17 protein-coding genes are annotated in these 15,659 nt (G+C 51.3%); 13 read left to right on the top strand and 4 right to left on the bottom strand.

Annotated elements, in window-relative coordinates:
- Positions 1–57 precede the first annotated feature (57 nt).
- The 9 genes from OGX97_RS07770 to OGX97_RS07730 all read left to right on the top strand — a co-directional run bounded on the left by OGX97_RS07770 (position 58) and on the right by OGX97_RS07730 (position 6,737).
- Positions 58–1,137 (top strand): site-specific integrase, encoded by a 1,080-nt coding sequence (locus OGX97_RS07770; protein ID WP_279850576.1) that lies wholly within the window; start codon positions 58–60, stop codon positions 1,135–1,137.
- Between the two features lie 587 nt (positions 1,138–1,724).
- The gene (locus OGX97_RS07765) at positions 1,725–2,171 is read left to right on the top strand and encodes a hypothetical protein (RefSeq protein ID WP_279850577.1); all 447 of its coding nucleotides are present in this window, start codon (positions 1,725–1,727) and stop codon (positions 2,169–2,171) included.
- A gap of 157 nt (positions 2,172–2,328) precedes the next feature.
- Positions 2,329–3,786: a terminase large subunit domain-containing protein gene (locus OGX97_RS07760; protein ID WP_279850578.1), complete on the top strand. Its 1,458-nt coding sequence runs from the start codon at positions 2,329–2,331 to the stop codon at positions 3,784–3,786.
- Complete coding sequence (locus OGX97_RS07755) at positions 3,783–4,286, top strand: portal protein (protein WP_279850579.1); 504 nt, start codon at positions 3,783–3,785, stop codon at positions 4,284–4,286. The genes OGX97_RS07760 and OGX97_RS07755 overlap by 4 nt, the downstream gene beginning before the upstream one ends.
- A gap of 280 nt (positions 4,287–4,566) precedes the next feature.
- On the top strand, positions 4,567–4,932 hold the full coding sequence (locus tag OGX97_RS07750) for a hypothetical protein (protein WP_279850580.1): 366 nt from the start codon (positions 4,567–4,569) through the stop codon (positions 4,930–4,932).
- Positions 4,932–5,120, top strand: coding sequence for a hypothetical protein (locus tag OGX97_RS07745; protein ID WP_279850581.1), 189 nt, complete (start codon positions 4,932–4,934; stop codon positions 5,118–5,120). Before OGX97_RS07750 ends, OGX97_RS07745 begins: the two co-directional genes overlap by 1 nt.
- Entirely contained in the window at positions 5,117–5,584 is a 468-nt protein-coding gene (locus tag OGX97_RS07740; RefSeq protein WP_279850582.1) for a hypothetical protein, read from the top strand. The genes OGX97_RS07745 and OGX97_RS07740 overlap by 4 nt, the downstream gene beginning before the upstream one ends.
- Positions 5,581–6,120, top strand: a complete 540-nt coding sequence (locus OGX97_RS07735; RefSeq protein ID WP_279850583.1) for a MarR family transcriptional regulator — start codon at positions 5,581–5,583, stop codon at positions 6,118–6,120. The genes OGX97_RS07740 and OGX97_RS07735 overlap by 4 nt, the downstream gene beginning before the upstream one ends.
- A gap of 359 nt (positions 6,121–6,479) precedes the next feature.
- Positions 6,480–6,737 carry a pyocin activator PrtN family protein gene (locus OGX97_RS07730; RefSeq protein ID WP_079799503.1) on the top strand — a complete coding sequence of 86 codons (258 nt, stop codon included), beginning with the start codon at positions 6,480–6,482 and terminating at the stop codon, positions 6,735–6,737.
- 128 nt (positions 6,738–6,865) lie between these two features.
- Here OGX97_RS07730 and OGX97_RS07725 read toward each other — a convergent pair whose 3' ends face one another.
- The 3 genes from OGX97_RS07725 to msrP are packed head-to-tail and all read right to left on the bottom strand — an operon-like array spanning position 6,866 to position 10,032.
- Complete coding sequence (locus OGX97_RS07725) at positions 6,866–8,353, bottom strand: carboxypeptidase M32 (RefSeq protein ID WP_235123815.1); 1,488 nt, start codon at positions 8,351–8,353, stop codon at positions 6,866–6,868.
- A gap of 47 nt (positions 8,354–8,400) precedes the next feature.
- Positions 8,401–9,027, bottom strand: coding sequence for a protein-methionine-sulfoxide reductase heme-binding subunit MsrQ (gene msrQ / locus OGX97_RS07720; protein WP_008784717.1), 627 nt, complete (start codon positions 9,025–9,027; stop codon positions 8,401–8,403).
- Entirely contained in the window at positions 9,028–10,032 is a 1,005-nt protein-coding gene (gene msrP / locus OGX97_RS07715; RefSeq protein WP_279850584.1) for a protein-methionine-sulfoxide reductase catalytic subunit MsrP, read from the bottom strand. It lies immediately after the preceding gene.
- A 188-nt stretch (positions 10,033–10,220) separates the two neighbouring features.
- Between msrP and OGX97_RS07710 the strand changes: the two genes are divergently transcribed.
- The 3 genes from OGX97_RS07710 (at position 10,221) to OGX97_RS07700 (ending at position 13,260) form a co-directional block, all read left to right on the top strand.
- Positions 10,221–10,943 carry a response regulator transcription factor gene (locus OGX97_RS07710; protein ID WP_008784719.1) on the top strand — a complete coding sequence of 241 codons (723 nt, stop codon included), beginning with the start codon at positions 10,221–10,223 and terminating at the stop codon, positions 10,941–10,943.
- Entirely contained in the window at positions 10,940–12,430 is a 1,491-nt protein-coding gene (locus OGX97_RS07705; RefSeq protein ID WP_279850585.1) for a sensor histidine kinase, read from the top strand. Before OGX97_RS07710 ends, OGX97_RS07705 begins: the two co-directional genes overlap by 4 nt.
- A gap of 143 nt (positions 12,431–12,573) precedes the next feature.
- Positions 12,574–13,260 carry a CPBP family intramembrane glutamic endopeptidase gene (locus tag OGX97_RS07700; RefSeq protein ID WP_279850586.1) on the top strand — a complete coding sequence of 229 codons (687 nt, stop codon included), beginning with the start codon at positions 12,574–12,576 and terminating at the stop codon, positions 13,258–13,260.
- Between the two features lie 33 nt (positions 13,261–13,293).
- Here the strand turns inward: OGX97_RS07700 and OGX97_RS07695 are convergent, their stop codons facing one another.
- Positions 13,294–14,547 (bottom strand): MFS transporter, encoded by a 1,254-nt coding sequence (locus tag OGX97_RS07695; RefSeq protein ID WP_279850587.1) that lies wholly within the window; start codon positions 14,545–14,547, stop codon positions 13,294–13,296.
- A gap of 107 nt (positions 14,548–14,654) precedes the next feature.
- On the opposite strand from OGX97_RS07695, the gene OGX97_RS07690 reads away from it, so the two are divergent.
- A complete protein-coding gene (locus OGX97_RS07690; protein WP_279850588.1) occupies positions 14,655–15,563 on the top strand; it encodes a LysR family transcriptional regulator in 909 nt (302 codons plus the stop codon).
- Positions 15,564–15,659: the final 96 nt, after the last annotated feature.

The following is a 15,659-nucleotide window of genomic DNA, read 5'->3' as shown; positions in this document are numbered from 1 at the left end:
ATTGATATTTATCGCGGGGCAGTACCCCCCGCAGTACCCCCTGGGGAGGCGTTTGCGATGGCGTTTTACACTATTGAAAAGAGAGTTACTTCTAAAGGAGATATCCGCTACCGCGTAACGGTGGGAGTAAAGGAGGGCGGAAAGTACATCCACCGGGAAAACAAAACATTCCCAAGAAAGCCCCTGGCGGTCACGTGGGGTGCGCAACGTGTCACAGAGATAGAAACGGTGGGGTTAGTAAAGAAAACGCCAGGAATCAATTTGCGTGGCCTTATCTTGCGATACTTAAGCGATAGCACCATAACCAACAGCGTGAGCAAGAAAAGCTCGCTAAACACTATAATGAATTCGTCGTTAGGCGATCTGCTATTGGGCGACCTGACTATGAATAGATACATTGAATACGCAAGGGTGAGGCGGCAGACGGTCAAGCCATCAACGCTTGGGACTGAGCTTTCTTACTTAAAAACGGTCTTAGATGTGGCGTTACCTTTCTATGATATCCAGACGCTACCAGCGGAACTGGGCGCTGCAAAAATTTACCTGACCCGTAAAAACATTATTACGCCATCAGATAAAAGAACGCGCAGACCAACACGGGAAGAGTTTAATTTACTTCATCAGGAGTTAACGAGGGCATTTAATGGTTCGCGCCTAAAAATTAGATACCATGATGTTTTTGAATTCGCCGTTTATTCGTGTATGAGGCGCGGTGAGATATGCCGTATAACATGGGATGACGTTGATTTTAACAACCGTTCTGTAATTGTCCGTGACCGTAAGGATCCAAGAAAAAAACTTGGCAATCATATGGTTGCACCTCTTCTTGGGAGGGCTTGGGATTTGCTGGACGCTCAGCCAAGGATAAGCAATTACATTTTTCCTTATAAGCCATGCACTATTAGCGAGGCATTCAGAAGGGCGCGAGATAAATTAAAAATATCAGATATAAGACTGCATGATATGCGGCGCGAAGCGGCGAGCCGCTTATTTGAGCATGGTTTTTCTGTTGAGGAAGTTGCTCAAGTTACGGGACACAAAAACTTAAAAACACTTTGGACTGTATATCGGGAAATTTACCCCGAATCACTTCATGACCGCTTTGCCTACCTGACAGCCAACCGCACTAAAAGCTAACTTTCTCCCTCGTCACTTCTACCCCATTTCATAAATCCTAAAAAAAGAAGCCACTCCCCAGGGGGTGGCCTGCTGTGCTCATAACCATTTGGGCATAGAGCAACGCGAGAGCACTTTACACCCCCGGCGGGGTGGGTTGGGACGGCGTTGCATTGTGGTGGGAGGCTGCATTCAACTCTGGCGCATCGCCAGACAGGCTTACAGCGTTTGTACCCATCCGGGAACCGGGCCAGTGTCGAACGTCGCAGCCCGGAGGTTAGTCCAGGGGGCTTTGTAACTACCGGGCAAGTGATTGAGTTCGCGCCAGTACCGGGGGCCAACTGACTGGAGAACCTGACCGCGTGACCGTAGGCGCGAATACTCCAGTAATCCGAAGCATGGTTAGCGGTAGCCAGAGCGATAAGGGCGGTAGAAAACCTCGACAGAATGAGGCGGTGCATTCGTGCACCTGCTGCCTGGCATAGTTTGCGAGAAATCGTGAACTATGTCTGTTTGCGGTCTGCTTCCTGACTGAATGTCTACTCTGGCCTGTATGTTTCTGGTTTTTATAAAAAAACAGTTGTTGATGTGTGCACTAAGGGGAGTGAATGGCAACGCCAACAAAAGCAGTTGAGCGAGTGGAGGCTGAGAAGAAGCGCAGGCTTGCGGCAGGAAAGCGCCAGCTTGCTGATCAAGTAAAGCTGATGCGAGCACTTGGAATATTGCCGAACGGCGCAACGCCAAAGACAAAGCATTTCAACATGCTGGCAGCGCATCACAACGGAGTTGCGGCGGCAAACAGGGCGATCAGCATACAGCGTGACCTGGCAGCATTTGAGCAGGCGGGCGGTATTGGCGCGGCAATCATGGCAACGCTGAATAACCCAAAAGCCAAAGCAACAGAGAGGGCCTACGCATTGCAAGCAATGATTCAGCTAACCAAAGCAGCGCCGCAAGTTGTGGCAGCAACGCCAGTGACCACTGATGACGACACGTCATTCCTGATTGATGATAACGAACTGGCTGCGATCGAGAGGGAATTCTCTGGTGGCTGACGTATCGCTTGAGCATCGCATGAGGGTTAGGGCGGCGGCACAACTGCTGGTAAAGGCTGGCAGGGCTGCAATCAAGGAGCACCCGGCAACAATCCGAGCAGCGCAATACTTCAATAAATTCTATCGGTGGGACACGTTCAACCCATACGCATACCAGGTGAAATGGTTCGCGAGTGGGGCCAGCTACCTATTGCGCTACCTGTCAGCGGCTAACCGTATCGGTAAGACTTACGGCGCAGCGCATGAATTTGCCTATCACGCTACCGGGCAATATCCGGATTGGTGGAAGGGCTACCGTTGCGGCGCTGGCACGTTGTGGGCGGTTGGTATCAGTAGCGACTCAACGCGAAAGGTGCTGCAAAAGGAGCTAATCGGGACCAATGATGCGCGGTCAATAAACCTGTATGGGACGGGTTCAATCCCGCGCGATCTGATTGTTTGGGATTCAATCGTAAGGTGTGGCGAAACGCTGGTTTCACTGCGTGTGCGGCACGTATCGGGAGAAGAAAGTGAGATTCATTTTTACAGCGCGACTCAAGATGAAACAGTCTACATGGGGCAATCCATCGTCTTTGCCTGGGTTGATGAACAGTCAGAACGCGAACAGCAAATTATTGCGCAATGCACCACTCGTACTACGACAACAGGCGGTTGCATTGCTGTTACCGCGACACCAGAAGTCGGGGCGACAGATTTTTATGCTCAATGTCGGGACGACACAACAGGGGAAATCTATTTCCAGAATGCTACCTGGGACGATGCCGATCACCTGACACCAGAAGTCAAAGCGTCACTACTGGCCCGTATCCCGTATTACCAGCGCAAGATGCGTAGTCTGGGGATTCCTGTATTGGGCCAGGGTGCAATCTACCCGTTTGCTGATGAACAAATCACGTGCGCGCCGTTTGAGATTCCCGATCACTGGCAAGTGGTGGGCGGTATGGACTTTGGTTATAGCGGGATTAGCGACCCGTCAACCATCGTTAAATGCGCCTATGACCCTGACACGGGTAACAGGTACATCTTTGCGGAATGGTCCAGCGAAACAGACCAGGACACCTACGCGAACAGTCATATGCCTGACTACATGGCCCGCAAGGTTATTGGCTATGAGCCTGACGATTGGGCGGCGGCAACTGGCGGGCTGGTGGCGTTTGAGGGCTTGGGATTGCCTGGCATTGTCCTGAAGTCGCCGCATGACGGTAACGGCATCCAGGCGGGTACGCAGCAAAGCAGGACCGAAATAATGAGGGCAGTTGGTGCGAACGTTCACCACGAGTTATGGGAGATACCACCAGACCTGGCCCCGATGGAAGCGAACCGCAGGAGCCTGGCGGGTTCAATCGCGATCATTGCGCAATGGTTTCAAGACGGCGTGTTGAAAATCTTTTCCAACTGCCTGGGGCTGATGAAAGAACTACGCGTTTATCAGTGGGTTAAGCAAGGGCATCGCACTGTGCCAGCGGATAAGAATAACCACTTTTTGGACGCAATGAGGATTGCGGCTATCCGTGTGAGTTATGACGGCGAATACATGAGCGCGGCACGTAAGCAGCATGGCGAACCGCACCAATACACAAACAGTTATCAAACAGCAATGGCGGCATTTGGATGAATACGGACCAGTTATTTACAGAATTACAATCACACATGGACGCGGGGAAACAGCGCCAGGACGAACTACAACCACGCTATCGCAATGCCTGGGGGTTTTATCGTGGGGAGTTGCCAGCAGTCATGCAGGAGGGAGACATTGCCGCACGTCGCGTTATGTGGGAGGCGTTCGAAAGTATTTACCCGTCATTGGTGGCGATCTTTACCGACACGCAGAAAGCGCCGTTTAACTACGACAGTGACGCATTCAAAAACAGCAAAGTGGCGCTAGCTATTACGCGAGCCGTTCACGCAGCAACGCTCAAGGTTGACGACTACTACCGCAAGACCATGCTGGCGATTAAGGAAATGCTAGTCACTGGCAACCAGGCAGGGATTGTGGGCTATGACTCAAAGACTTACACATCCGAAAAGCACGCATTTAAAGATGCGCCCGCGTCTGAATTGCTGGCGCGTCAAAAGGTTTTATCACTATGCCAGCGTCATTTGCGTCGATATTAAGTCGAATGTCAGACGATGAATTGAATGAATTGCTTGAATGGGATAGTGATTCGTCCCGTAATTTCAAGGCGTTACAGGCCATTAAAGCGGAGATTGCAAAGCGTGAGAATAAGGCCAAATAAACCGGGCTGGAATAATGGATATCAGGCGAAACCGTTATTTGATAATGCGCCGCATACCCGCAAAACAGTGGTGAGCATATTTAAAGAATCAGCGCCGTCGCCAATTTCGCGCCAGGCAATAAGTAGTTGGAAACGTAGCGACCAAACAGGGGCATCAGATGATTGATTTATTCGGTATCAAAGCACGTAAATTGCTGGCGGTAGCAAAAGAGCACATTGCGGATCAAAACGCAGAGCTTGCCGCGCTTCGTGGGACTCGCGTTGCGCAGGCTGTGGTAATTCGTGAGCAAGGCGATGCAATGGGTGTATTTCGTTCGCAGATAAAGCAACTCCGTGACCTGGCTGGCGAACTGCGTGATCGCATCCACTCACACGGCAAAACAACGGCAGAGGGTGAATTTATCGCGACCTGTGAGGACATCTACGCCAACGGGAAAATGCTGTCATCAAAACGCTTTGTAGCGTCAATGCAATCCATCCAGGCAGAACGTAAAAGCATGGAGGATTTTAAATGCGGAGAGTGATGGCGGTTGCGCTGGTGGTGGTTTTGTCCGGTTGTTCGGTAGCGAGCAAATCAGGCAATCAAGAGCAGGCGTTTTCGGTGGGGCGCGGGTGCGCGGCAATTGTTGATTTCCCATCTGCTTACCTGGTGGCGTGTAGCAGTATCGACCCTCAAAAAGTTATTTCAGCAATTAAGGCGGCAAAGCAATGAATTTTAAAACGGTACACGGCCTGGGCCGCGCTGAGTACGCGCAGAAAGCGCTGGATGCGGCAATGTCCAATCTTCATAAACCTGAATATGTTGATGCCTGGATTAAGTGGTTTGACGCGCAGCCAGCTGACGTTGCCAGCAATTTCACGCCGGAGCAGTTGAAAGCGTACACGGAAAAAGAATTACTGGAAGCTAACCCGGTAATGATGGACCAGTGCGCACATTGCACCCCTGGCGTGGTTTGCCCTGATGACTGCCCGCAGCCAGAGTTTTACCTGGGGGATCTGGAGGAAGTGGCCCATGCCGTTGTTAGCCGTGTTGAGGCTGAGTTGGTGGCATTTCTTAGAAGCAACGCGCCGCTAATGACGTGTCCGCCATTGCCGCTGGAATTGCAGAACATGCTAAATCTCATTCGGGGCGAGCTGTCAGAGCCTGGATACGTAGAGGGGTTATTACCACAATGACCGCTATCACACCATCACGCAAGCTGGAGGCGCTGGCATTAATTAGCGCGGCGGGGAATGAGGGCGCGACGGTTCGCGACCTTTCCGAATCCATGTGCATGACCAAATCGGGCGTTGGTCGCTATATCAAGCAGTTACGCGATGCCGGGTTAATCACGGAAGTGGGCCAGATTCCGGGAACAAAAATCCCGGTTTACATGGCTGGCGACGGTTCCGGGTACATCCATGCGGAGCGCAAGACGACGCGCGACATAATCGTGGACTTCCTGACTGAGAACGGAGACTCAACGGCACAGCAGATTGTTGATGCGCACCCGGAAACCAACTACAACACCGTGGCGACGATGATCACCAAATTGCGCCACCTGAACATGATTGAAACAAAGATACCGGGGCGCGGTGGTAGGCCAGCGGTGTATGGCCTGGGGTTGCCTGACGCGTCACTTGATGGCGATATCTTCGAGCAGTGCAAGCGCAATTGGGGCGGGTATCACATCCACAAGATTTTCGGTAGTGCCGGGAGGGTTGCAGCATGAAGGGGATAGCTTGCGTGGCATTGGGGATGGTTGCTTATTACTTATGGGGTTCCTCCGCTGTTTTTTGGGTTGTTTTGGGATGCGTATTAATTTAGTCAATTAACGGAGCGCCCCGAAAGGGGCTGTAACGGAATGAGGATAAATTGCTGGATAACGCCGGAAAACCGGAAAGGACTAAGCAATCTGATCACCGCAGTGAACATCAAACGCGCGGAGGCTGGTCTTGACGAAGTAAGCCAGGCCCATGCTTTAAACGATGTTATTGCGCGGGTTGTGGAAATGAGCACTGTTAATTTATGCGGCACATTCCTGATAAAGCAGAGCCGGGGAGGGTGCGAAAAAGTGGGCGTGAGGATTGAATGAATACGCTTTACTTCCTGATGGCTGAGTTTGAAACGGTAACGCCAGCGTTATCAGATATATGTGAAAAGTATCTGGGCATGAAGCCCAGGACGGCAGAGGATAAGGCGGCAATAGGGAAATTGCCGATCCCAACATTCAGGCTTGGCGATACGCAGAAAGCGCCGCGCCTGGTTCACCTGGAGGATCTGGCTTTTCATATCGACAAAATGAGGCAGGATGCCAGGGATTTGCACAATAAATTTTTCCCATCATAACCCCGCATTGCGGGGTTTTTCTTTGCTGGTCAGCACCCCATACAGCACCCCAGCCGCATGTAACTCATTGAAAAACGCCGCTATGTTTTCGACGTGTAACGATATGTACAATGACTCACGGTATGAGATTACAAATAGCGGGATTCCAGATGAGAACGGAAATAACGGCTGCTGAGCGGCTCCCCGGTCGCCTGGGTAATAAGCTGTTCAGTAGTAAAGCGGCTGCCATGCTGCCAGATGTTCTGACGTAACCAGTCAAACAGAGCACCAAACTCACCTTGGGCAATAGACTGATTCAAATCAGGCAATGCGCGGTTAGCGGCACTGAACAACTGCGCTGCATACATGGCGCCTAATGTATAGGAAGGGAAGTAGCCAAAGCCGCCGTCAGTCCAGTGAATATCCTGCATACAACCGTTACGGTAGTTTCCGATCGTTGACAGCCCCAACCAGGCCTGCATTTTCTCGTTCCATAATGCAGGGATATCATCCACTTCAATATCGCCATTAATAAGCGCACGTTCGATTTCATAACGCAGGATCACGTGAGCGGGATAGCTTACCTCGTCGGCATCAACACGGATAAACCCGGGTTTGACCTGCTGGTTCCAGGCGATGAAATTGCTTTCTTCAAACGCTGCCTGATCGCCAAAGTGGCGCGTTACAGCCGGAATCAACCGCATCAGAAAGGCTTTACTGCGTCCCAGTTGCATCTCAAAGAACAGACTCTGGGACTCATGAATGGCGGTTGAGCGTGCCAGAGCAATAGGTTGCCCAGACCAGCTGCGTGGCAGGTTTTGCTCATAGCGCGCATGACCGGTTTCATGGATCACGCCAAACAGCGCGCTGAGTAATTCGTTTTCATCATAGCGGGTGGTAATGCGAACATCTTCTGGTACGCCGCCACAGAAAGGATGTGCACTGATATCCAGCCGACCAGCGGTAAAGTCGAAACCTAGCTGTGCCATTGTTTCAAGACCAAGCTCTCGCTGTACAGCTGTTGGGAAGGGACCTACCGGGGCGATGAGCGACTGCTGAGACTGCTTTGCCACCACCTTGTTTAGCAGATCGGGCAGCCAGCTTTTAACGTCTGCGAAAAGGACATCCAACTGAGCGCTGGTCATTCCTGGTTCAAAGATGTCCAGTAGCGCGTCATACGGTGAACAACCTTTAGCTTCTGCGCGCAGTCGGGCTTCTTCGCGGCTGTACTTCACAACTTCTTTCAGGTTATCGGAAAATCCTTCCCAGTCATTAGCTGGTCGCTGGCTACGCCAGGCATGCTCACAGCGGCTTCCCGCAAGAGATTTTGCTTCTACCAACGATTCGGGCAACAAGGATGCCTGGTGATGCAATCGCGACATTTCGCGCAGGTTCGCCTGTTCTACATCGTTGAGATCTTCCTGTTGCGCTGCGGCGATCCACATTGCCACTTTCGGATCGGTTAACAGTTGGTGCTCAAGCACGCTCAGCTCGGCCAGCGCTTCGCCCCGGGCTTTACTGCCTCCTGGCGGCATCATGGTAAACATGTCCCAACTGGCGATTGCCGAGAGGTGGGAGAAGCGAGAGAGCCGCTGGAACGTGCGGGTGAGCTGATGGTAATTATCATTGTTACTCATTTTTTGTTCTCGTTCTGTTTAGGTGTGGTTAAGAAGTTTACCGTGATTCACTCACTTTTCATAAACACACCTTTGTACCCGGTTTTCCGTAACAGCTTTTTATAGCGAAAAGCCAGCAGAACCACAAAACAGATGGCGTAGATAATAGGGAGCGGTGATAGCACTTTTACCGACCACAGATAATGCAGCGGTAGCAAAATGGCGGCCAGGTAGACGTAGTTGTGCAATGTTTGCCAGCGTTTGCCCATTTTACGCTGAGCGGCTTGTGTCGAGGTCAACGTCAACAGGAATAAGATAATCCAACCGGCCATACCCAGCATTAGCCATGGGCGTGAAACCAGTTCACGACCCAACAATCCCAAGTTTTGTATACCCAGTTCCAGCAGAGCATAGCTGGTTATATGCAGTGTGGCCCAGGCAAAGCACCATAAACCTAACAACCGCCGGGTACGAAACAACAAAGGCTGCTTTGCATAGCGCGCAAGCGGCGATACCAGCAGGGTAGCCAGCAAAAACTTCAGAGCGGTAATGCCCGTAAAGTGCTGGATATCTTTTCCCGGGTCGGCGCCCAACCCGCCATGCTGCGCGGCCCAGAAGAGCCATAGCAGGGGTAAAAAACCGGCGAGATGCAGCAGCACTTTCAGACCGGTTATCTGTTTTGCAGTCAACCTCACTTAAAAATACTCCCGAAGATCCATGCCCTGATATAACGATGCCACCTCATCGGCATAACCATTAAAAGGTAACGTGGGCTGTCGCTGTACATCGAGAATGCCACCCGAACCGATAAAACGCTCAGTAGCCTGAGACCAGCGAGGGTGATCCACCTGCGGATTTACGTTGGCGTAAAATCCGTATTCATTCGGTGCTGACATATTCCAGGTCGTCGGCGGCTGTTCACGCGTCAGCTTGATACTGACTATCGATTTAATGCCCTTGAAGCCGTATTTCCAGGGTACGGTCAGGCGTATCGGCGCCCCGTTTTGCGGCGGCAATGCTTTGCCATATACGCCTACGGTGAGAAGTGTGAGCGGGTGCATAGCCTCATCCAAACGAAGACCTTCGACATAGGGATATTTCAACCCACCGCCAATAAAGCGGTCTTTCTGGCCCGGCATTTCATCAGGGGCGTAGCGTGTTTCAAAAGCGACGTATTTGGCGTGACTAGTTGGCTCAACCAGCGCCAGTAATTTATGCAACGGAAAACCCACCCACGGCACAACCATTGACCAGGCCTCAACGCAACGCATCCGATAAATACGCTCTTCTAATGGAAAGCGTGTGGTCAGCGCATCATGATCTAAGGTTAAAGGTTTGTTGACCTCACCGCTGATGGTTAACGTCCAGGGATCGGTTTTCAGGCTACCGGCATTGGCCGCAGGATCGGCTTTATCCAGACCAAATTCGTAGAAATTGTTGTAGCCCGTCACCTTGTCTTCTGGCGTCAGTGACAGGCTGTTTTGCCAGCGTTCGGGCTTTGTGAACTCAAGCGCTTTGCCTGTGGGTGCGGGTGGATGATCGTTGCCTTTAAACCAATCCAGCAAATTAGCCTGTGTAGGGGAGGACAGCGTGGCCGCAGCAGCACCTATCCCAAGTGCTTTGAGGATCTGTCGTCGTTGCATAAAAAATACTGACTCGGCTGTAACATCTGCTTCCCGAAGTGGACTTTTTTTTAGCATGACTTTTCCTTCTTATTTTCATGTTAAGGAAAACAAGCGACGTTTCCCTGTTGATGTCTGACGTGTCTATAACGACATACTGCTCGCATGCGTATCCCTGGATCCTCACGAAAAGTTAAAAATTTTGTGATAACTTCCGCCCCTTGCCTGAGGTAAGCTTTCAGCACGACGAGAGGGGGATGACACTGATGGCAGGCGCGAAAAAGATATTTTTGGTTGAAGATGACAGCGATATTGCCTCACTTTTGCAGCTTAGCCTGAAGGATGAGGGTTACGAGATTGTTCATGAGGCAGACGGAGCTCGTGCGCTTGAACAACTGGAGAAACACGTCTGGGATGCCGTTATCCTCGATCTGATGCTGCCGGGTGTCGACGGGCTGGAGATTTGTCGTCGCATTCGCCAAATGAGTTTTTATTTGCCCGTCATTATCATCAGCGCCCGCACCAGCGAAACGCACCGTGTATTGGGGCTGGAGATGGGTGCCGATGATTATCTGGCCAAACCTTTCTCGGTGCTGGAGTTGATGGCCCGGGTAAAGGCATTGTTTCGTCGTCAGGAAGCGATGAGTCAGAACCTACGTATGGAGGCGGGGATTATCACTGTTCATGGCGTAGAGATTGACCCATTAGCCCGGGAAGTCCGGCTGCATGGTAAATCCCTCGATTTAACGCCGCGCGAATTCGATCTGCTCTATTTTTTCGCCCGTCATCCAGGCGAGGTCTTTTCGCGTCAGGCGCTGTTAGATCAGGTGTGGGGCTACCAGCATGAAGGGTATGAGCATACGGTGAACAGTCATATTAATCGCCTGCGGACCAAAATTGAAAAGGATGCTGCCGAGCCGGAAATTATTCTCACTGTTTGGGGACGAGGCTATAAGCTTGCTGCGGTTAACGCGGAGCATCAGCCATGATTTATCGCCTGTCGCTGAGCCAGCGTCTGACCCTCGTCTTTACCGCCATTATGCTGATTTGTGCGGTTACCGTCAGCGCTGTCCAGATCCGCAGCAGTAAACAGTATGGCGACGCCATGGTGCAAAGGCTCTCGCTGGAGTTGGCGAGCAAGATTGTCAAAAGTGAGTCGCTTATTGATGCCAGCGGGCAGGTTAATCGCCAGACCTTAAAAGGATTGTTTAATCACCTGATGACGCTCAACCCCAGCGTGGAGCTGTATCTGGTTTCACCATCAGGTGAAATACTCGCTGATGCCGCACCGCCTGGGCATATCCAGCGGCAGAAAATTAGCGTGCAGCCGATTCAGAATTTCCTTAATTCAGAAGAGTTGCCTGTATATGGCAACGATCCGCGCAGCAGCCAGCAAAAGGTATTCAGCGCCGCGCCGGTTTTATATAACGGTGAGCTGCATGGCTATTTGTACATTATTTTGCAGGGTGAAGACCTGAATATGCTGGCGAATACCGCATGGCAAAAAACGCTCTGGAATACCGTGGCCTGGACGTTAATACTGGTTTTATTAGCCGGTGCCATCGCGGGATTCCTGGTGTGGCGATGGGTGACGAATCCAGTGAAAAGGCTGACTGGGCAGGTGGTCAAACTGGAACAGGACAGCATTACCGTCATCAAACAATTGGCACAAAAAAATCCCGAACCGGTACCGGAGAATGAAATAGCGCTGCTGAACAATGCGTTTATCGAGTTAGCGCAGAAAATTGCCCAGCAGTGGGATTTATTAGCAGACAGCGATCGTCAGCGCAGAGAGTTTATTGCCAATATTTCGCACGATTTACGCACGCCGTTGACTTCACTGTTGGGATATCTGGAAATGCTGTCGCTGAAAGCCGATACGATGACGCCGGAGGAAAACCGGCATTATCTTAGCATCGCGCTGCGCCAGGGGCATAAAGTTCGCCATCTGTCACAACAGCTGTTTGAGCTGGCAAGGCTGGAGCATGGCGGTATAAAACCGCAGCGTGAACGTTTTGCTATTGGTGAATTGATCCAGGATGTGGCACAGAAATTTGATCTCCCTGTTGCCACGCGTCATTTGCAGTTGCACCTTGACGTAACGGGGCCGTTACCACTGGTGAATGCCGATTTATCGATGATAGAAAGAGTCGTGACGAATTTGCTGGATAACGCTATCCGTCATACGCCTGACGGAGGCGAAGTGCGGCTAAAAGTCTGGCGTGATGAAGACCGTTTATTCGCCGAAGTGCAGGACAGTGGGCCAGGGGTAGAAGAAGCTGTGCGAAAAGTATTGTTTCAGCGCCCGACCGCGTTAATTCCCCGTGAGCAGCGGGCCGAGCGCGGCGGCCTGGGCTTACTGATCGTGCGTAGAATGCTCGAACTGCATGGAGGGGATATACATCTGGTTAGCTCAACGGCAGGGGCCTGCTTCCGTTTCTCGTTGCCGCTGGCGGATTCTCCCCTGAGTAGTTGACGGTGATGTTTCAGAGTAAATAGGGTTTTGGCATTGTCCCCATGGGCATTGCGTAAAAGTTGGTAGGTTGTCAGTGATAATGAGAATTTTTATCATGCATAGGTAATTCATCAACTTATCTTCGATGAGCGCAAGGAGATCGTATGTCACAGGATGCCGACAACCTGTACATCGCCAGGACTAAAGCTGTTGCTGGCTGCTTTTCAATGTTTTTACTGATGTTTGGCCTCACGTTTACCCCGTTGTTTTTGCCCGCGAGTCAGGACCTGCTTGCCAAAGGGCTACTTTTTCCGCTGTTGTTTGCTTTGGAATTTGTTGTGCTGGTTCCGCTGTATTATTTCTTCTTTAGAAAAAGAGAGGGGCTGGGCAAAGGCATTTTCAACGCCAGGTGGTTTACCATTTTGTTTGCGGCGCTGCTTTTTATTCAGCTTATCCTGCCATTGGTTTTGGGGCTTAGACAAACCGAAGCGTGGGTGACCAGCCAAATATCCTTAAGTAGTTATGCGTTGTGGTTATCTACGTTGACCCTGATATTTATCGCGCCAGTTTATGAAGAAATTGTTTTCAGAGGCTGTTTATTCAACGCGTTCCAGTACTGGTTCAATAATAAAACCTGGCCGTCGTCAGTGGTGGTATCGGTCATTTTTGCCATCATGCATACGCAGTATGTGGATCTACGCACGTTGCTGATGTTGTTTCTTGTGTCGCAGGTGTTGATCCTGGCCAGACTGAAAAGCAACGGTCTGTTGATGCCAATTTTGCTGCATATAGTGATGAACGGGACAGTTGTTGCTCTGCAGATGGCGGCTCAGACGTTACAGCCAGGGTGATGAAGGTGATGCCCGGAACCCGGGCATCGCGGATTATACGTGCAGACGATGGTGCAAACGCGCACCGACCAGCAACGCCAACACCAGCATCAGGGCGATAAATCCGCCCACGCCGTTCCAGCCATAGCTGTGCCAGAACACACCGCCCAGCGTACCGGCAATACTGGATCCCAGATAATAGCTGAACAGATACAGGGAAGAAGCCTGGCCTTTAGCGCGTTTTGCCCGTGGTCCAATCCAGCTGCTTGCTACGGAGTGCGCGGCAAAAAAACCGGCTGAAAAGAGCAGCATCCCGGCGAAGATCAGCCATAGCGATGTGAACAGGGTCATCAAAAGTCCAACCAGCATCACGCCTGTTGAAAAGAGCATTACCGGGCCACGGCCATAACGAGTGGTCATAGAACCCGCCTTTGGCGAACTCCATGTCCCGGTCAGATACGCCACAGATAACAAACCTACAACCGCCTGGCTGAGCTCCCACGGGGAGAGCATCAGGCGGTAGCCGATATAATTAAACAGCGTGACAAACGATCCCATCAGTAAAAAACCTTCCGCAAACAGCAGCGGCAAACCTTTGTCGCGCCAGTGCAAACGGAAGTTGATAAACAACGTTTTCGGGCGCAGCGATGTGGGTCTGAAATGACGGGATTCCGGTAAGATTTTCCAGAACATCAGCGCAGAGGCAAGGGCAAAACAGCCGATCGCCGCCAGCGCGATACGCCAGTTAAAAAAGTCGGTAAACACGCCGCTGATCAAGCGACCACTCATTCCGCCAATTGAGTTACCGCTGATATACAGGCCCATTGAGAAGGCGACGAAACTGGGATGAATTTCTTCACTCAGATAGGTCATCCCTACCGCTGCGACGCCGCTCAGTGAAAGTCCTATCAGAGCACGCATGATTAAAATACCGTGCCAGCTGGTCATCATCGTTGAAAGCAGCGTACAACAAGAGGCGAGCAGCAGCGCGGTAACCATCACCGGCTTGCGGCCAATAGCATCTGAAAGTGGGCCGGTAAACAGTAACCCTACCGCCAGCATCGCCGTCGAGATGGAAAGCGAGATACTGCTGCTTGCGGGAGAAACCCCAAACTCGTGCGAGAGCACTGGCAGTATGGGTTGAACGCAATAGAGGAGGGCAAAAGTCGCCAGTCCGGCGGAAAACAGCGCCAGCGTGACGCGCATAAATGGGGATGTTCCGCGTTTGATAAATCCATCCGGCGGGGTAACTATCTGTTCATCAACATCGCTTGTTGGCGCGGTATCGACAGTTGTTGTACGGCTCACTTGAAATCCTTGCTCATTCAATTACGTCTACAGGACCAGCCTTAAGAGTATGAAAATCACAATATTCTGTCTAATATATTAATAATCTCAAATAATACTTTTAAAATATGAATATCGAACTGCGTCATTTACGTTACTTTGTGGCCGTTGCCGAAGAGTTGCATTTTGGTCGGGCGGCGGCGCGGTTAAACATTTCGCAACCGCCGCTAAGTCAGCAGATCCAGATCCTTGAACAGCAGGTTGGCGCCCGGTTACTTGCCCGAACTAACCGTAGCGTGGCGCTGACCTCTGCCGGAAAGCAGTTTCTGGCGGACAGTCGGCAGATCCTCGGGCTAGTTAATGAAGCCGCCGCCAGGGCTGAGCGTTTGCATCTGGGAGAAGCAGGGGAATTGCGTATCGGTTTTACGTCGTCCGCGCCGTTTATCAAAGCGGTTTCAGATACGTTATCTCTGTTTCGCCAAAGCTACCCGGCAGTGCATATGCAAACCCGTGAAATGAACACACGTGAGCAAATAGCCCCGCTCAATGAAGGAACGCTGGATTTGGGACTTCTGCGTAATACGCAGCTTCCGGAAACGCTGGAGCGTGAAATCATTCTGCATGAACCACTGATGGCAATGATCCCACGTGCGCATCCGTTGGCGCAAAAACCCGTGGTCACGTTGGCCGAGCTGGCGAATGAGCCATTTGTCTTTTTTGACCCCCATGTGGGGACAGGGTTGTATGACGATATTCTGGGCCTGATGCGTCGCTATGGACTGAAGCCGAAGATTGCACAGGAGGTTGGCGAGGCGATGACTATCATTGGGCTGGTGGCCGCAGGATTAGGGGTTTCTATACTTCCTGCTTCTTTTAAACGGGTGCAACTGTATGAAATGTGTTGGATCCCGATAGCGGAAGAAGATGCTGTCTCGGAAATGTGGCTAGTGTGGCCAAAGCATCATGAGCAAAGTCACGCCGCGCAACGCTTTCGTGAGCAGCTGCTGGCGGCCGTTCAGGCGATTAATTTAGTTTAAAAATGGGTGAAAATGTGCAGTAAATCACAAGGCTAAGTAAAAAGTTGACGGAAGCCATTGAAGTGCTTCACCATAGCCCGCAGATTATTTCGGAGC

The sequence above is a fragment of the Citrobacter sp. Cpo061 genome (assembly GCF_030332845.1).
Lineage (GTDB): Bacteria > Pseudomonadota > Gammaproteobacteria > Enterobacterales > Enterobacteriaceae > Citrobacter > Citrobacter portucalensis.
This window is presented reverse-complemented; position numbering and strand designations above follow the sequence as displayed.